14 protein-coding genes are annotated in these 17,429 nt (G+C 34.4%); 5 read left to right on the forward strand and 9 right to left on the reverse strand.

The window, feature by feature from the left end:
* Positions 1–65 precede the first annotated feature (65 nt).
* Complete coding sequence (ccsA, locus tag ACEN25_RS02850; protein WP_441801561.1) at positions 66–3,308, reverse strand: cytochrome c biogenesis protein CcsA; 3,243 nt, start codon at positions 3,306–3,308, stop codon at positions 66–68.
* 113 nt (positions 3,309–3,421) lie between these two features.
* On the opposite strand from ccsA, the gene ACEN25_RS02855 reads away from it, so the two are divergent.
* Positions 3,422–4,180, forward strand: a complete 759-nt coding sequence (locus tag ACEN25_RS02855) for a Rossmann-like and DUF2520 domain-containing protein (protein WP_441801562.1) — start codon at positions 3,422–3,424, stop codon at positions 4,178–4,180.
* Positions 4,170–4,703, forward strand: coding sequence for a KdsC family phosphatase (locus ACEN25_RS02860; protein WP_441801563.1), 534 nt, complete (start codon positions 4,170–4,172; stop codon positions 4,701–4,703). The genes ACEN25_RS02855 and ACEN25_RS02860 overlap by 11 nt, the downstream gene beginning before the upstream one ends.
* Before the next feature lie 76 nt (positions 4,704–4,779).
* Here the strand turns inward: ACEN25_RS02860 and ACEN25_RS02865 are convergent, their stop codons facing one another.
* The 5 genes from ACEN25_RS02865 to ACEN25_RS02885 all read right to left on the reverse strand — a co-directional run bounded on the left by ACEN25_RS02865 (position 4,780) and on the right by ACEN25_RS02885 (position 10,505).
* On the reverse strand, positions 4,780–5,421 hold the full coding sequence (locus ACEN25_RS02865; RefSeq protein WP_441801564.1) for a DUF1801 domain-containing protein: 642 nt from the start codon (positions 5,419–5,421) through the stop codon (positions 4,780–4,782).
* A gap of 181 nt (positions 5,422–5,602) precedes the next feature.
* A complete protein-coding gene (locus tag ACEN25_RS02870; RefSeq protein ID WP_441801565.1) occupies positions 5,603–6,124 on the reverse strand; it encodes a DinB family protein in 522 nt (173 codons plus the stop codon).
* 2 nt (positions 6,125–6,126) lie between these two features.
* Complete coding sequence (locus ACEN25_RS02875) at positions 6,127–8,712, reverse strand: phosphoenolpyruvate carboxylase (protein WP_441801566.1); 2,586 nt, start codon at positions 8,710–8,712, stop codon at positions 6,127–6,129.
* Between the two features lie 79 nt (positions 8,713–8,791).
* The gene (locus tag ACEN25_RS02880) at positions 8,792–9,271 is read right to left on the reverse strand and encodes an Lrp/AsnC family transcriptional regulator (RefSeq protein ID WP_028375239.1); all 480 of its coding nucleotides are present in this window, start codon (positions 9,269–9,271) and stop codon (positions 8,792–8,794) included.
* A gap of 55 nt (positions 9,272–9,326) precedes the next feature.
* On the reverse strand, positions 9,327–10,505 hold the full coding sequence (locus ACEN25_RS02885; RefSeq protein ID WP_441801567.1) for a M14 family zinc carboxypeptidase: 1,179 nt from the start codon (positions 10,503–10,505) through the stop codon (positions 9,327–9,329).
* Positions 10,506–10,793: 288 nt separating this feature from the next.
* Between ACEN25_RS02885 and ACEN25_RS02890 the strand changes: the two genes are divergently transcribed.
* The 3 genes from ACEN25_RS02890 to ACEN25_RS02900 all read left to right on the forward strand — a co-directional run bounded on the left by ACEN25_RS02890 (position 10,794) and on the right by ACEN25_RS02900 (position 13,753).
* Positions 10,794–11,237 carry a helix-turn-helix domain-containing protein gene (locus tag ACEN25_RS02890; RefSeq protein WP_441801568.1) on the forward strand — a complete coding sequence of 148 codons (444 nt, stop codon included), beginning with the start codon at positions 10,794–10,796 and terminating at the stop codon, positions 11,235–11,237.
* 81 nt (positions 11,238–11,318) lie between these two features.
* Positions 11,319–11,657, forward strand: a complete 339-nt coding sequence (locus ACEN25_RS02895) for a DNA topoisomerase IV (RefSeq protein ID WP_441801569.1) — start codon at positions 11,319–11,321, stop codon at positions 11,655–11,657.
* Between the two features lie 155 nt (positions 11,658–11,812).
* Entirely contained in the window at positions 11,813–13,753 is a 1,941-nt protein-coding gene (locus ACEN25_RS02900) for a tetratricopeptide repeat-containing sensor histidine kinase (RefSeq protein WP_441801570.1), read from the forward strand.
* On the opposite strand, the gene ACEN25_RS02905 is transcribed toward ACEN25_RS02900, so the two are convergent.
* The 3 genes from ACEN25_RS02905 to ACEN25_RS02915 all read right to left on the reverse strand — a co-directional run bounded on the left by ACEN25_RS02905 (position 13,750) and on the right by ACEN25_RS02915 (position 17,399).
* Positions 13,750–14,148 (reverse strand): response regulator, encoded by a 399-nt coding sequence (locus ACEN25_RS02905; RefSeq protein ID WP_441801571.1) that lies wholly within the window; start codon positions 14,146–14,148, stop codon positions 13,750–13,752. The two genes, ACEN25_RS02900 and ACEN25_RS02905, sit on opposite strands and share 4 nt — an antisense overlap.
* A 170-nt stretch (positions 14,149–14,318) precedes the next feature.
* Positions 14,319–14,771 carry a large conductance mechanosensitive channel protein MscL gene (gene mscL, locus ACEN25_RS02910; protein WP_441801572.1) on the reverse strand — a complete coding sequence of 151 codons (453 nt, stop codon included), beginning with the start codon at positions 14,769–14,771 and terminating at the stop codon, positions 14,319–14,321.
* A gap of 3 nt (positions 14,772–14,774) precedes the next feature.
* Positions 14,775–17,399, reverse strand: coding sequence for a DNA gyrase/topoisomerase IV subunit A (locus ACEN25_RS02915; RefSeq protein ID WP_441801573.1), 2,625 nt, complete (start codon positions 17,397–17,399; stop codon positions 14,775–14,777).
* Positions 17,400–17,429: the final 30 nt, after the last annotated feature.

A 17,429-nucleotide genomic window follows, 5' to 3' on the forward strand; every position in this document is an offset into this window, starting at 1 on the left:
AGCTTACGCGATCTCCCTTTTTTTGTTTCTCAAAATTTAAATTTATAGTATCAACAAATACAATTTTACTTTTTATAAAATTTCTTGTATTTAGGATAAGCAATCAATGCAAATACAAGCACACCACCCATAATACCAAGCGCTCTATTTAAATTTAAAATATTCTCGCCACTCGCATAACTGTGCAATCCTGAAAGCCAGAAATTAACCCCAAAATAGGTCATCATAATGCTACCATACGCTAAAATAGACATTAAATTAAAGAACCATCTACCACGTAAACCAGGTACTAAGCGCATATGTATAACAAATGCATAAACCATTATACTTATAAGTGCCCAGGTTTCTTTAGGATCCCATCCCCAGTAGCGACCCCAACTCTCATTAGCCCATTGTCCACCTAAGAAGTTTCCTATTGTTAACATAACAAGACCTACGGTCAATGCCATTTCATTAATGATGGTGAGCTCTTTAATGTTGAGTTCCATTTTTAATTTATTCTTACTGTTTGTAAGTAGCATAAGTAATAATGAAACCAGCCCTAAAATCATCCCTAAAGTAAATGGCCCATAACTCGCAACAATTACCGCTACATGTATCATTAGCCAATAACTATCTAAAACAGGTTGTAGATTTGCAATTTCCGGATTTAACCAGTTCATACTCGCTCCCCATAATATAAAACCGGCTACAAAAGCTGTACTGGCGATAGTAAGCGAACTTTTTCGGCCGAAGGCCAAACCAAAAAACATAGTTGCCCAACCTACATATAAAATTGACTCATACGCATCACTCCACGGTGCGTGACCAGAGATATACCAACGCCAGATTAAACCGAGCGTGTGCAATGCAAAAAGTATAGTAACTGCTCCACCACCGGCATAAACCATCCATTTAACAAAACGGGTTTCTTTAAATATGCGTATGATTACAAACACAAACATAAATACGCTTGCAAGTAAATACATCCAATACAGCTTTGTAAAAATATCGTGCTTATTGTAGTAAACTTCAGCATCTATTTTATCCTGAGAAGGCATAATCTCACCACCATGTTTTTCTTGAAAACTACGAATGCTCTTTAAAAACGTATCTGCTTTAGAAAAATCACCCGTGTCTTTCCCTTCACGCAAAGCAGAAAAATAAAGAGGAAGAATTTGCTTCGTGTATAAAGAATCCATCCCTTTATAACCCGCTTCATTTAGCTCAGGATAGGAAACCCATTTATTGTTCTCGTCATCTATTAACGGAAAAATCTTTAAAATCTCACCACTTACGGCACGACTTAACAAACCTAAACGTTCTGCTATATCTATAAAATCTTTATCGAAACTATTTTTAACTTCAGCTTGATAGGCATTTGTAATATATACATCTAGTTTATTGCGCCCCTGACTGTCTAAAAAATCAAGTGCACTTGCGTACTTCTGGTCTTTAGGAATACCTATTATACCTCGCAAACTGTCATTAGCAGGTTTTAAGTAAATAAAATCAACATTATACCAGAAAAAAGGAGATTCTACCATAGAAAGAAAAACCTGATCTGCCGTCATTCCCTGGTAAGAATCACTTCGGCTTAATTTGCGCAGTAATTTACTGGCAAATGAGTTTACCGGCATCATACGACCTTTATCATCCTGAATAACCATTTTACCAAATTTGGCAGCTTCTGCTGCAGGAATGGTATTTTCTTTTAAAATGGAATCTATTTCTGCTTGTTTAGGAAGCATATGATTTTCCTCATCTACAACCGCAGTACCGGGAATGAAATCCTGAGGTTGTTCCTGTACAACTTCGGTATTACCATTCTCCACAACCACCTGCTCTTCCTGTGCTGTAAGAATATTTCCGCCAAGGGCGAAAAGAATAACCACAATAGAAAGTTTTGCTTTGCGGGCTTTTACTTTGTCTAGTCTCACTTTTAAATCACCAAAACGGCTTCCTTTATCAAAAAGAATAATCATAAGTCCCAGATATAATAAGAAATACCCTATATAGGTGATCCACGTACCTACAGCATCGTGATTTACAGATAAAACAGTACCCAATTCATCTGGACTAAAACTCGCCTGAAAAAAGCGATAGCCTTTGTAATCTAAAACGTGATTCATAAATATGTCGTAATCAAATGTAGAGTCATCACCTTCAACAACTGTAATTTTACTTTTATAAGAAGAATACACATTGGTCGTACCCGGGTAGCGTTCTGCAATAAAATCGTTTAAAGTAATACCAAAAGGAAGTTTTACAGCCTGACTTCCGTAATTCATATGAAAGGTAAGATCTCCTATTTTTACAGACTCCATTTCATTATTATAACCTTTACCCCCTAAAAGACCCAGAGTCTCCTCTCCATCTTCCGTTCTAATGGTTACAAAAAGAGCATCTGCCTGTCCTTTTTGTTTTGGGAAAGCTTCTACAATACCGTTTTTACCTTTCATCACCGGCTCAGGTATAACAAACTGCATTCCACCTAACTGGTAAAGAGATCTCAATTTTAATTCCTGGACAGAGTCTTTAACAACCTCATAATTAGTTTGAGTAGCCATAACTCGTGTACTCCCACCAAAAGGTGTTTGTATGGTATAATTCTCACCGTCAAAACCTATATTAATAGCACCTTCAGTAGGCGTATTTAATGCAAAAAGCACATTGTGTATGCTTGCAACCTGACCTTCCTCAAGATAATGCTCGTGTCTTTGCCCGTCGCCTGCTTCAACAATTTTCAATTGATTGAGACCATCGGTGTCTTCAATAAGACCTTCTTCTGCCCCATCTATAAATTTTGAAAATGAAATATTTACCGGTTTACCGGCAAAATCTGTTTCCCAATTAAAGTCATTATTAAGTCGGGTAGATAAATTCAAACGTTTTGGCTCCAGTTTACGACGCATAGGCTGGCCATCTCTTTCTCCATCTATAAATACACTTAAATACGTGCGATCACTTAGAAATGTGTTTTCAGTTTCCCCTTCTCGTATAGGCATAACACCCTCAAAACCTACATATCGTGTCCAGGCTGCTCCAAAAATGATTAAAATAAAAGATAAGTGAAATACTAATGTAGACCATTTTGATCTGCGCCACAGCTTGAAGCGTGCAATGTTACCCACAAAGTTTATAATAAACATAAGGTGAATAAGCTCAAACCACCAGGCTTCATAAACAAGCTCTCTAGTATAGGGAGTTGGTGAGGTTTCTTGGCCAGCATCTAATATTGTACCTGTGGCCATCGCCACCGCGTAAACAATAAATAAAAGAGCCATTAATCGTGTAGAAAACAGGAAATCTGCGATACGTTTTTGCATGGTAAAAAAGCCATTTTTTTGATGGCGCAAAGGTACAAAACAAAAGAGCATTAATAAAGGTTTAACGCTTGCTATTACTAATACTTTACGTCTATTTTATGTACTTTTGAAATGTGATAACCCTTTCTATAATAGGTACCGGTAATGTTGCTTTTCACCTTGCACAGGCTTTTAGTTTAGCGCAAGACGTTAATCTGCAATTCGTTGTAGGGAGAAGTGAAGAATCGTTGATAGACTTTATTCCGTTTGCCACGACAACTACTTCACTATCTAATACCTACCCGTCTGACGTAATAATTATTGCAGTAAGTGATAGTGCCATTTCAGAAATAGCAAATACACTTGTAGGAGTTAAGTCACTCGTAGTACACACTTCAGGAAGCACTTCACTAGAAGTTTTAGGTACACTTAAGCGTTGTGGTGTATTTTATCCCTTACAAACATTTACCAAGTCAAAAATACTGAATTATAGTAAAATACCATTTTGTATTGAAGTAAAGCTTGAAGATGATTTTTCTACTTTAAAATATCTTTCAGCTTGTCTATCTGCGGAAAGTTATATTGTAAATTCAACACAACGTGCCGCATTACATCTAGCTGCTGTATTCAGTAATAATTTTAGCAATCATATTCTTACTGAAGCAAAACAGTTATGTAAAGACAACGGAGTTTCTTTTAATTTATTAAAACCATTAATGGAAGAGACCATCGCAAAAGCCTTTGAATTAGGACCCGAGAATTCACAAACAGGACCAGCAAAACGTGGTGACACAATTACAATAAATAAACAGTCTGAGGCGCTAACCAATGAGGCACAAAAAGCTATTTACAAAACACTAACACAATCAATTTTAAAGTATTATGAGCGATAAGAGTTATAAAGAACATTTAAAAGACATTACCACATTTATTTTTGACGTAGATGGCGTAATGACAGATGGTAGTCTTTTAATTAGTACACAGGGAGAAATGATGCGAAGTATGAACGTAAAAGACGGTTATGCATTGAAAACAGCTCTCAATCAAAATTTTAAAATTTGCATAATTAGTGGCGGTACTAATGAAGGCGTACGCAGCAGACTTCAAGCACTAGGAGTTACAGATATTCATCTGGGAGCCCATTCTAAAATAGATTTTTTTAATGATTTTATTACAGAACATAAAATTAACCCGGAAAATATCTTATATATGGGCGATGACATTCCTGATTTTCCTGTAATGCAAAAAGTGGGCTTACCTTGCTGTCCACAGGATGCAGTTAAAGAAATTAAAGAGGTTTCTAAATATGTTTCACATAAAAAAGGCGGCAAAGGCTGTGTTCGCGATGTAATTGAGCAAGTTCTCAAAGTACACGGCAAATGGATGCAGGATTTTGATGCCGCATTAAAAGATTAAATTAAGCAACCTGCAAAATTGCAGGTTGTGTTTATCATTCTAATTATGGCATTTACCCACTACTAATTAGACGTATTTATTTATTCAATATTTTATGTGCCCCATCACAGACAGGCATTTTCTTTGATAAACCACAAATGCAATCATTTAATCCAAAACCATCTAATATCTTAATCTTATAGCTATCTATTCTTGAAATACGGGTCTTGACTTGTTTAGCCCCACTAAAATAGATCAGATATCCCCGTTGTCTTCCTGGAGTAAGTTTGTAAAAAGCACTTTTAAAGGAAAAATCAAGGTTAAATGCTTGTTCTAATTCAATGGGAAAAATAGAATCTATCGGCTTATTATGGCTGACTTTAATCCCTAACTTTTCTATTTCTCTTGCTTCACATATGTATGATTTAATTATCTCACTTAAATTCAAAACGTCTGTATCTGACGTAAATTTAATCACCCGGGCAGCTTTTGTATTAGGACCTGCACTAAGTAACAGGTGTTGTGAATCGTTAAGCAACTCTCCTTTTATAAAAGTAATTGCGCAATAAGATTTAAAAACACTTAATAAAATAACATTTTTTGAATTGTACGTATAACAAGGATTCCGCCACTTAAAATCTTCAACCAAATTACAATTGAGAATTAATGTTCTTAATAACTGTAAAATAGTACTAAAGGGTTTAGCGTCTGCAATAAATTCATCTACTTGCCGATTCATAAGAATAGTTACTAGGTCTTATTAAAGTTAGTGAGAATTATTTAGAGTTATGTATAATTAAACCCTAAACATCTTTAATTATATGTAATTCTAAAAACGTATTACTCTTAAATGATATTCAATAAAAAAAGCTGTAATACTAATGCATTACAGCTTTCTGATTTAAATAATCACTTTAACTTTATTCTAAATATCTGGTTCTAATAATATGAGCATGGTGTATCTCGTGACCACAAATTATAAAGCCTGCTGCACGTGCTGATAGTGCACTATTACTAGCGGTTCCTATTTCACGAAGTGCCTGAGTAGACAAATTTTTAAACAGATTAATGGTGCATAATCTTACCTGACGATATTCTTCGAGCAAACTTGGCATCGTACGAAAGTTAGCTCCTGAAGGTAAAATATAATCATCCTGCTCAAAACCTGATAATGGAGTTTTGTCACCCCTACCGATTCGCAATGCTCTATACGCAAAAATGCGCTCAGTGTCAATCACGTGTAATAGCGACTCTAAAATCGACCATTTACCGGTGTCATATGCATAAGTCCATTTTTCTTCAGGAATACGTTCATAAAACAAACAATAAGTCTCATAACCATATTCTAAAGCTTCCACTAAGTTATGTTCTGGATTTACCTTACTAATATAAGTGCTGTAAAAAGCATTGTATTCATTCTCCTTAAGTGCGGTCACATTCATAATTAAGCCGAATTACGACTAGCATTAATATTCCCAAATAAAGAACGAGTCACCATCTTCTCAAACATTTCTAATTTTGCCTGATCAGGATTTTCTTCCCGTTGCATTTCCTGAATTTTTTTCAACGCAAATTGTTGTATCGTTAAGAGTGGCAGCACGATACGCTCCCTCTCTTGAATAGATGCTTTACCTGCCTGCTCTTCCTCCATTAATTCAGAATAACCACTTACCTTTAACAATAAACGCTTTGTTCGCTCGTACTCATCGTGAATGATATCCCAAAAAGAACCAAATTCAGGATCATCGTGCATATAAGCTGTAAGACCAAAGAAAGACTTGGTTAGCGACATCATACTGTTTTCTAAAAGCGTTCTAAAAAACAAGCTATTTTTGTATAAATCCTGTACCTTTTCAAAGTCACCACGTTTTTCAAAAACTTCTATAGCTGTACCCACACCGTAAAAACCGGGAACATTCTGTTTTAGTTGAGACCAGGAGCCCACAAATGGTATTGCTCTTAAATCTGAAAAATTAAGCTTCTCGCTTTTTCCTCGTTTACTAGGGCGACTACCTATATTCGTTTTTGCATAATATTTTAAGGTACTCATACGCTCTAGATATCCTAAAAAGTTAGGATGCTCCTTAAAGTCTGAATAAGCTTTATAACTCAATTCAGCCAATTCTTCCATTGTAGAACGATCTTCTTCAGGGAATGCTTTTCCTTTTTCTGAAAACACACCGTTAAATATACCCGAACTTAATAATTGCTCTAAGTTATACTGGCAGGAGTCTGGTGTACCAAAGTTTGAACTAATGGTTTGTCCCTGTACAGTTAATTGTATTTCTTCGTCTTCAATAGTCTCTCCTAATGAAGCGTAGAACTGATGTGTTTTACCACCACCACGAGCTGGAGGTCCTCCTCTACCATCAAAGAAAATCACTTTAATTCCGAATTCACGAGAAACCTTAGTAAGCTCTTCTTTAGCTTTAAAAATACTCCAGTTTGCCATTAAATATCCACCATCTTTAGTACCATCACTAAAGCCTAACATAATAGTTTGCTTCATATTACGCTGCTTTAGATGCTTTGCATATGCAGGATTTGTATACAACTTACGCATAACCTCATGAGCTATTTTTAAATCTGGTACTGTCTCAAATAACGGAACGATGTCAACAAATGGATTTTCCCAACCGGTTAGATGAAACATAGAAAATGCGTGCATCACATTAAGTCCCGTCTGATTGTTACTTATGATATATCGGTTACAACTACGCTCTCCATTATGTTTTTGAATTTCGCGCATCGCATAAATGCTTTCTAATGTTTTGCGGGCAATCTCATCTTCTAAAGTCGCAGGATCTATTGTACCTTTTACATCTTGTAAAATTGTTATCTGCTCAGCTTCTGAAAGTTCTGCAAAATTATCTGGAAAAATCCCCAAATTGTCTTTAGCACTTTGCTTAACAATTTCCTCCATTACGTGCATATGTACCCGACTATCCTGACGAATATCTAATACAGCAAAATGGAAACCAAACATCTTTATCTTATTCAATAAATCGTCTATTTGCTCAACAAATAAACCTTCATGACGCTCAATAACAATTTGACGTATGCGTAATAATGTGCTATTTAATTCATCAACAGTTATTTTTAATTGATCACCCGGCAAAAAGATACTGTCGTAAAGTCTGCGTTCTATATCTGCCAGTGGAGCTTCAGTACCATTAAAAGTTATTCTACGTCTTAGATTACGTACATCACGATAGTAATTTTTAATAATGGTATTCCTTAAGCGAGAGGCAACTTTAAGTGTAATTTCTGTAGTTACAAAGGGGTTTCCATCACGGTCGCCACCCGGCCAAAAGCCTAAATCAATAACTTGATTGTCAAAAAATTCACCTTTAAATACATTTTGCTGTAAGTAGTTATATATATGACTTGCAGCTTTATAGAATACATTTTCTAAATACCAGATTAAACTTACCGCCTCATCATAAGGCGTTGGTTTTTCTTTCTTAAAAAATGGTGTTTTACCTAATTGAGATAAAAGATTTTTTATCATCTCAAGGTCATTATCATTAAGCGCTTTACTTAAATCATTGATAATACCTAATACTGCCCCCGGATAAAATTGTGTAGGGTGTGCGGTAAGTACCGGTCGTATTTTAAAATCCTGTAGATACTCCTGCAGTTCTCCTGTTTTTGATTGTGCTTCTGCCTCCTCTTTTATGTTGCGTAAAGTACCACGCCCATCCATATTATTAACAGTACGGTACGCAGCATCTTCAATTGCATCAAAAAGAACCACCTGCCGCTCTATATATTGTATAAAACGAAATAATAGATCGTAACGATCATCTTCAGAAACATCTCGTTGGTATTTATCAAAAAAGTAGTTGACTATTTTCTCAGGATTGTATTTGTTATCATAACCACGTGTGCAGATTCTATCAAAAAGCGGTAACAGCACACCGGTGTCTGTAATGCCGTGAAACGGCAAAGTCATAAAAAGACTATTATAAACCTGATACTTTGATTTTACAAGATTGTTAAAACGTTCTAGCTTGGGTTGTCTGGACATAAGTTAGTTTTGATTAAAATAAAAATACCCTTTGCCAAAAGAGCCAAAGGGTATATATAAAATACTTCTTTGGTTTACTTTACAGGTCTTGAAAAATACTGTGCATTAAACGTTTTTTATCGTTGATACTTTCATCTAAAGAAATCATAGTTTCAGTACGATAAACGCCTTCAATATCATCAAGTTGAAAAATTATATTCTTAGCGTGTTCTGTATTTTTTGCTCTTACTTTACAAAAAATATTGAATTTTCCTGTAGTAACATGAGCTACCGTAACATAAGGAATTTGATTGATACGCTCCAAAACAAAAGTAGTTTGACTTGTTTTATTAATATATATGCCTACATAGGCAATAAAGGAATATCCCAGTTTAGCGTAGTCAAGAGTTAATGAAGAACCTACAATAATGCCGGCCTCCTCCATCTTTTTAACTCGTACATGAACAGTACCAGCCGATATCAGTAATTTCTTTGCTATATCTGTAAACGGAGTTCTTGTATTCTCAATCAGCATATCTAAAATCTGATGATCTACTTCGTCTAATTTGAATTTTGCCATTATTAGTTAATTAAATTATATATAAATCAAAAATAATACAAAATCACTGAATAATTCACAACAAATTGTTCCTTTTTAGCGAAAACGTTGTAGGTAAACCGGAATTTGTTTGGATTTCCTCAATAATCACTCCTTCTTTCCAGTCAAAATCTTCTTTATTTAGAGGTGATTTTCCATCAAAGTCTATTTCTAAATGACCCTTAAACTCCTTTAGATCACCTATTTGATGTATTTTAGGAATAAAATTGAGTACTCCATTTTCTAGTTTTTCTTCATATTGAATTGCCATATCTACAACTCCAAAACCAGGAAGCTCAATTGAGCGAATTAAGTAGTCAAAAAAGCATTTTTTGTTCTCCGGAATAGTAAAATACGGATTACTGGAGGCATTTTTTTTCGATTTAAGCAAAATTATAGATTCAAAAATGCGAATAAGTGACAAAAACATATAACTCCTGGTCTCCTCCCTATCGTAATCTTCTGGGTAATGCCCAGCCTCAAAAAGTACCGTGGGTATATTCTTATGCTGAAGCGTATCTCCCACACAATTTATATTAAATCCGTCATCATAACGTCCTACACAGTTAGGTATAAACTCCTGTAGCATTTCATTCATATCGGCTATTAATGCCATTCCTATCTTTCTGGATTGCGTTACCGTACGTAATTCGTCTTGAGAAGGAGATAAAAATGAAATTATTGCACTCTTTGCAGGATCACCTACTCCAAAAATGGTTCGTTGACCATGTAGGTTAAGACAATAATCTGGTTTTAGATTAGTATATAAATCTCTTAAAATGATACTTTCTGGCTGGGTTAAGTCCTGTGCATCTCTATTAAGGTCAATTTGATTTGCATTTACTCGTGTATATGCCGCTGCACCATCAGGATTAAGCATAGGAACCATAATAAAAGTACAGGCATTTAAAAGATTATTGGCAGCATCTGTAGCACTATTAGTTTCAAACCATTTAAAAATATCAAACAGCGCCTTTGTGGTGGTACTCTCATTTCCGTGCATTTGAGACCAACCTAGAACAGTAATAGGACCTGTACCAAATGTTATTTTTGAAATGGGTCTGTTCTCAACAGAATAACCCAATACCTCTACAGTAAAAAGAGTTGGAAGTTCATCAAGCAGTGGCTGAATGTCATTAATAGTAATATAACGTCCTTTTAGAGCAGCAACTTTGTGGCTTTTGTGCCAGGATTTTAAAGCAGAATAATTCATCATTTTTATTGAATTACAAATGTAAACAATACTTATTTTACAAATGTAAACAGCAAATTCCCATACCTCTGTTTACAAGTGTAAATCGTTAATAGCTTTATTAAAATCTATAAGTCGGAAAATTTCCTATCTTATATTATATAATACTTAAAAAGTTGTTTTTTAGCCATTTAAAAGTATTTAATTAATTAAAAGATTTAGCTGTAATTGGTATTGTTTACAAATGTAATGTGATTAATGTAATTAGTTTATTTACATTTGTAACACTTTAAAAGCGATAGTGGTGTTACAATGGTAAACAGTGATCAATTTGGTAAACGACTCCAACGTATAATGGATGAGTATGATTTGAATGCGACTTCTTTTGCAGATGAGATTGAAGTAGGTCGCTCTTCTATCTCACATATTCTTTCGGGTAGAAATAAGCCTAGCTTAGAATTTGTCATGAAAATTGTTTCAGCTTTTCCTGAAGTAGAACTCTATTGGCTATTAAATGGTAAAGGAAGTTTTCCTAAAAAAACCGCAGAACCTTCTGCAGCGCCTAAATTATCGTCAAATCAATTACAGGCAGATTTTGAATCAATCTTACCCTCCAATTCTGAAAGTTCTCAACAGAACTCGCAAATGCCACATACAGATCCTGTAACAGAAACCTTAGCATCGGTTAAAGAAGAAGCTATAGAACGAATTGTGATTTTTTATAAAGATGGTACCTTTAAGAATTTCGTGCCTTAAACTTTCTGGTGTAAATTTGAAATAACGAATTTTCCCTTCACAATGATAAAAATAGTTTCACTGTCTCTTCTAACTGCTCTTATGCTTACTGGTTGTTATAATCCAGAACGCAACTGTACCGAATTTAAGACCGGTAAATTTGAGTTTGAAACGTATTTGAACGGTGAGGTTGTAAAAACAACATTTGTGCGTAATGATACGCTTGAAATTGATTTTTATGAAGGTAAGGCTGATTCTTCTAGTATACGATGGATAAATGATTGTGAGTATATCGCAGAAAAAATAAATCCTACTTCAATGCGTGATCGTAAAGCTTTACATTTTAAAATCCTCACTACAAATGACGATGTATATACATTTGAATATGCACTCGTAGGTGAAAGCAATAAGCAAAAAGGTACTGCAAAGAAAATTAGATAACTCACTTCATCAGGTTATGCCTGTTCTTTTCATTTAAAAGCTCCGATATTAATAATTATAAAATTCTAAGCTAACAAAATTTCTCTATTGCTACCGTCCCTTTGATTAGCGACCTAAGTTTAAGTTGTTTATATTTAAGCATTAATGTTTCATCTATGGGGTTGTGTTTCTTTAAAGAATTTAAAGCTCTTCTTGTATTCTTCTTCTATCTAGGAAGCATATTATCAAGCAATGCGCAAATGACTCCTAATGAAAGTTTGAGTTATATTCTTAAAAAACAGTACAACGCGCACGACTCTGTTCAAAAATATTCTGGTTCCTTTAAAAGAGATACACTTCTTATTAAAAAATTGATTCTGGATAGCCGCAGTAAATCATATCGATTAGGCGAGTCCTTTGGCGAGAATATGCTTGGAATTTATTTACGAGACATCTCTAAGTATAAAGAAGCGCTAGAGCACCACAATAAAAGCTTACAAATTGCAAACAATATAAATAATATTGAGATGCAGGTATCTGCATTAAACATGACAGGTGTTGTTTATAGGCGTATAGATGCGGTGCGCTCTGCGCTTGATAAGCATAATGCTGCACTTCAACTTGCAGAAAGCCAACGCGTGCAGACGTTATCTTTAACTAAGGGAATATCGATTTCGTTGAATAGTATTGGTAATATTTATTTATTACTACGCGACTATACTGCAGCAGAAAAATATTTTAAAAGAGCTATAAATTATGAGAGGACTTTAAAAAGTGACTTAGGCCTTGCTATCAACTATGCAAATTTAGGAATTACCTATGAAGAACGCGGAAAATTTGATGAAGCTATTTGGAATTACAAAAAGTCACTTGAGTATAATAATATCATAGACAGTGATTTAGGACGTGTTATTTGTAACAATAGTTTAGGGCAGGTTTATCTAAAACAAAATAAATCAAAAATAGCTTTAGATCTTATTGAACCTACCTTAAAGACCGCTGAGGCAATAGGAGATAAATTTTATATAGCATTTGCATACGTCAATATGGGATGGGCTCATAGTGAATTAGGTAATTATGCATTAGGTGAAAAATACCTTCTAATGGCAATTAATATGGCTAAAGAAAATGACTTGAAACAGTTTTTAAGTATGGCCTATCTTCATCTGTCAGATTTAAAAGATGCTACCGGAAATTATAAAAAAGCTTTAGAATACCAGCGCTTATCTCAAAAAGTACAGGAAGAGTATCTAAATGAAGCAAATCATAAATATGTTTCAGATTTAATAATGAAATATGATAGTGAACAGAAAAAAAACACTATTAGACTACTGGAACAACAGAACAATTTTGCTGCTGTTGAATTAGAACAAAGCAGAAAGAGTTTTATACTCGTTTTGGCTGTATTTTTTTTAATTCTTGTTCTTCTATTTATCCTGTATCGACAATATCGTCTTAAGAGTCAAAAACGCACTTTAAGTGCAGAACAAAAATTAATGCGTTCTCAAATGAATCCGCATTTTATATTTAATGCTCTATTATCTATACGCATCTATCTTCAAAACCATAACGTTACTGAGGCGATGGAGTATCTTAATCAATTTTCAAAATTAATACGATCTATATTATCAAGTTCACTCGAAAAGGAGATTTCATTAGAGGAAGAATTAGAAACAATGCGCCTTTATATTAATATTGAAAATATAAGATTTTGTAATGAAATCGATTATACTATTACAATAGACCCAAATCTTAATCTGAAAAGAATAAAAATCCCGTCTCTTATATTACAACCCTTTGTCGAAAATGCACTCTGGCACGGATTGCAGGCTAAAAATGGCGATAAAAAATTAAGCATTGCCATTGATAAACAACACGTTAATTATGTAAATATTACAATCACCGATAACGGTATAGGAAGAAGAAAAACGATGCATTTAGATTCTGAAAAATTAAATACTCAGAAAAAATCTATAGGTATAAAGTTAACGCTAAAGCGATTAGAGAACTTCTCTAAAAACTTAAAATACTCCTATAAATTGGATGTCATCGATTTATATGGCGATAATAATGAAGCTATAGGAACTCAGGTAAAATTAATTTTGCCGCTACATTAGTTTTTAGAAGCAATTATACGTTCTCCAAAGTAAGCGACAAGGATTGAATGCAGACCTTCTCTTCCTATAGGTTTAGTTAAATAATCATTCATACCTACTAAGAATCCTTTTTTTATAGCAGGTTTTGTATTATCTGCTGATAAGGCAAATATAACCGTGTCCTTATTATTTTTACGTATTTCTTCGGTAGCCATAAAACCGTCAACATCAGGCATATGAATATCCATAAAAATGAGATCGTATTTTTTATGGATTGCCATCTCGATAGCTTCTGCACCGCCATAAGCTAAGTCTGAAGCTAACCCCAATAGTTTTAAAAGTTGAGAGAGTACTAGTAGATTTAATTTATTATCATCAACTGCTAATACGTTTAGCGTTGTCAAGTTTTCAGGCATTTGTAGAAAGTTAAGCAAGAAATTTATCTTGCTCATATGTAATGCTCAAAGGAACTATAAAAAAAGGTTACAATTGTTAGTATTAACTTAAAATATAGAAATCTGTACAATTAATTATAAATTATCAGAAACTATATAATTTATACAAGTACATAGTTGAGTCTTAATCTCTAGTTTAATTTATTCTTACTTTCAGATAAGATTTTGTTTTGCTCTTCTATTAAGTCACCTAAACGTGTAAGAAGCTGAATATTTTTCGGTGTTTCTACAGTCTTATCTGTATGATCTTCACTTTTAGACCTTAACGAATTCATAACTTTCACAACTATAAAAACTACAATAGAGATTATCAAAAAATCTATCATTACCGTTATTAAATCGCCATAACCTATAGCAACTTCTTCAATAGATTTTCCATCAGTTCCTATAATTGCATCTCTAAGTACTATTTTTTTATCTGAAAAGTTTACGCCATCGGTCAATAAAGAAAGTGGTGGTAACATTACTTTTTTTACAATTACATCTATTACATTTTGAAAGGCTGCTCCTATAATAACACCTATTGCAATATCTACCATATTGCCTTTTACAGCAAAATTTTTAAATTCCTGTATTAAACCCATAACTTAAAATAAACTGCCTTGTGAAAAATCACCTTCATGTTCCTCATCATCATTAAAATTTTCTGATGAATCGATTTCAGAATCATCAGGATTTGCTATCTCTGGTTCTGGTAATTCATAAGGCAATGACTCTAGTAAATTTAATTGTTTTAGTTTTTCTGGGTATAATTGATTACCTAATGCAGTAATTCCCTTCACCGAAATAAATTCTTCTACATTAACGGTCTCATTCGGTTTTTGATCTTTATTACGGTCTTTATAAAATCCCATTTCTAACACCGGTCTATAATCTGTTGAGACGATTTCTAGCTGTGTATTGGGGTGTTCAGAAACAAACTTTTCCTCTTTTTCAGGATTATCTATAAGAAAACGTTTTAAATAATAACGCTCGCGGTTACCATCCCAGTAAACTGCAGATATAGGCTTTTCGGGAATCCATTTTTCTAAAATGATAATTTTATCATCAAAACGTGTCGTTAGCTCAGGTACAATAGTTTTGGCAATACCATCCTGAGTGATAATTAACAATCGATCTTCGCCTTTAAATTCGCCTAACAATTCACCACGATCATCTACATTTAAGCGGTTTACACTATCATCAAACCATATTTTACGAGGTCTAAGTGTTGAAATCCCTTTTTCTTTTAGATCTATAATTCGCACCGAATGCTTAGTTACAATATTTCCGTTAGCGTTTCTACCCTTGATAAGAACATCAGAAAAATCAAGATCAAATTTGAGTTTTTTTACATTGCCTATAGATCGTAAATACACGGTAACCAACTCTGCCTCTCCATTAGGATTAGCAGAAAAATACAATACTTGAGATCCTTTTTTACCCTTAGTCATTGGGTATATTTTATCACGGGTTGTGCTGGTCACATTAAAACGCTTTACATAAGTGGCACCTCCCGGCCCATCTTTATAAATCATATTGTAAATCGTGCGCTTGTCTTTTTTCTTATACACTGCTACGTGAATGATATCTTTACCTACAAATGTTTTAGAATCTACTTTTGTAACCATCATATTCCCATCTTTGGTAAATACAATAACATCGTCGATATCAGAACAATCTGTAACGTATTCATCTTTCTTGAGCGAAGTACCTATAAACCCTTCTTTGCGGTTTACATAAAGCTTGGTATTACGTATAATAACTTTTGAGGCTTCTATGTCATCAAAGAGTCTGATAACCGTTTTACGCTCTTTACCAGCCCCGTATTCCTTTTTAAGACGCTTAAAATAATCTATAGCAAAATCATTAAGATTTGCTAAATGAAATTTTACCTGAGCAATATCACCCTCTAGAGCTTCAATCTTTTGTTGGGCTTTATCTATATCAAATTTAGAAATACGTTTTATGCGTATTTCGGTAAGTCTTACAAGATCTTCTTCTATCACCGGTCTTTTAAGGTGTGCAATGTGAGGCTTTAAACCTTCATCAATTGCTTGAAGAACACCTTCCCAGGTCTCTTGCTCTTCAATATCGCGGTAGATTCTGTTTTCAATAAAAATACGCTCCAGAGAAGCGTAGTGCCATTGATTTTCTAATTCCTGAAGTTGTATTTCTAACTCCTGGCGTAATAAATCTTTAGTACGTTCAGTAGAAATACGAAGCATTTGTGTAACTCCTACAAAAAGCGGTTTATTGTCTTCAATAACACAGCCTAAAGGAGATATCGCTACTTCACAATTTGTAAATGCAAACAAGGCACCTATAGTTTTATCTGGTGATAAACCGGGTGGTAAGTGCACTAAAATTTCCACCTCAGACGAGGTGTTATCTTCAATTTTCTTTACTTTAATCTTTCCTTTATCATTTGCCTTTAAAATACTATCAATCAACGAAGTAGTTGTAGTACTAAAAGGGATTTCAGTAATAACTAAAGTATTCTTGTCAAGTTGATTAATTTTAGCGCGAACTCGTATTCTTCCGCCACGCTTACCATCTCGGTAATCACTAAAATCTGCTTCACCGGCAGAAGGAAAATCTGGTAATAGTGTAAATTTCTTTCCTTGTAAATGTTTTATAGAACCGTCTATGAGTTCAATAAAATTATGAGGTAAAACTTTTGTACTTAATCCTACCGCAATACCTTCGGCACCCTGAGCGAGTAGTAATGGAAATTTTACAGGAAGATTTATAGGCTCTTTACGTCTGCCATCATACGATGCCTGCCAATCTGTAATTTTAGGACTAAATAGGACTTCTAAAGCAAATTTAGAAAGGCGTGCTTCAATATAACGAGAAGCTGCAGCTCTGTCTCCCGTAAGCGTATTACCCCAGTTACCCTGGGTATCTATGAGCAAATCTTTTTGACCCATTTGCACCATAGCATCTGCAATACTTGCATCACCGTGTGGGTGATATTGCATCGTATGACCTACAATGTTGGCTACTTTATTATAGCGACCATCGTCCAGATCTTTCATAGAATGCATAATACGGCGCTGTACCGGTTTAAAACCGTCTTCAATCGCGGGTACAGCACGCTCTAAAATAACGTAAGATGCATAGTCAAGAAACCAGTCTTTAAACATCCCGGTTACCCGGGTGATGGTCTCTCCTGCATTTACTTCTTCGGGTTGCTCTTCTAAATTAGGATCTTCGTAGTTTTCGCTCATTGTTGCCTTCGGAAAGGTTTAGTATTTAAT

The sequence above is a fragment of the Leeuwenhoekiella sp. W20_SRS_FM14 genome (assembly GCF_052119605.1).
Classification (GTDB): Bacteria; Bacteroidota; Bacteroidia; order Flavobacteriales; family Flavobacteriaceae; genus Leeuwenhoekiella.

Excerpts from the sequence above, each read along its gene's own strand:
- ccsA (WP_441801561.1), bottom strand. The coding sequence starts at position 3,308 with ATGCAAAAACGTATCGCAGATTTCCTGTTTTCTACACGATTAATGGCT.
- ACEN25_RS02860 (WP_441801563.1), top strand. The coding sequence starts at position 4,170 with ATGAGCGATAAGAGTTATAAAGAACATTTAAAAGACATTACCACATTT.
- ACEN25_RS02865 (WP_441801564.1), bottom strand. The coding sequence starts at position 5,421 with ATGAATCGGCAAGTAGATGAATTTATTGCAGACGCTAAACCCTTTAGT.
- ACEN25_RS02870 (WP_441801565.1), bottom strand. The coding sequence starts at position 6,124 with ATGAATGTGACCGCACTTAAGGAGAATGAATACAATGCTTTTTACAGC.
- ACEN25_RS02875 (WP_441801566.1), bottom strand. The coding sequence starts at position 8,712 with ATGTCCAGACAACCCAAGCTAGAACGTTTTAACAATCTTGTAAAATCA.
- ACEN25_RS02880 (WP_028375239.1), bottom strand. The coding sequence starts at position 9,271 with ATGGCAAAATTCAAATTAGACGAAGTAGATCATCAGATTTTAGATATG.
- ACEN25_RS02885 (WP_441801567.1), bottom strand. The coding sequence starts at position 10,505 with ATGATGAATTATTCTGCTTTAAAATCCTGGCACAAAAGCCACAAAGTT.
- ACEN25_RS02890 (WP_441801568.1), top strand. The coding sequence starts at position 10,794 with ATGGTAAACAGTGATCAATTTGGTAAACGACTCCAACGTATAATGGAT.
- ACEN25_RS02895 (WP_441801569.1), top strand. The coding sequence starts at position 11,319 with ATGCTTACTGGTTGTTATAATCCAGAACGCAACTGTACCGAATTTAAG.
- ACEN25_RS02900 (WP_441801570.1), top strand. The coding sequence starts at position 11,813 with ATGGGGTTGTGTTTCTTTAAAGAATTTAAAGCTCTTCTTGTATTCTTC.
- ACEN25_RS02905 (WP_441801571.1), bottom strand. The coding sequence starts at position 14,148 with ATGCCTGAAAACTTGACAACGCTAAACGTATTAGCAGTTGATGATAAT.
- mscL (WP_441801572.1), bottom strand. The coding sequence starts at position 14,771 with ATGGGTTTAATACAGGAATTTAAAAATTTTGCTGTAAAAGGCAATATG.
- ACEN25_RS02915 (WP_441801573.1), bottom strand. The coding sequence starts at position 17,399 with ATGAGCGAAAACTACGAAGATCCTAATTTAGAAGAGCAACCCGAAGAA.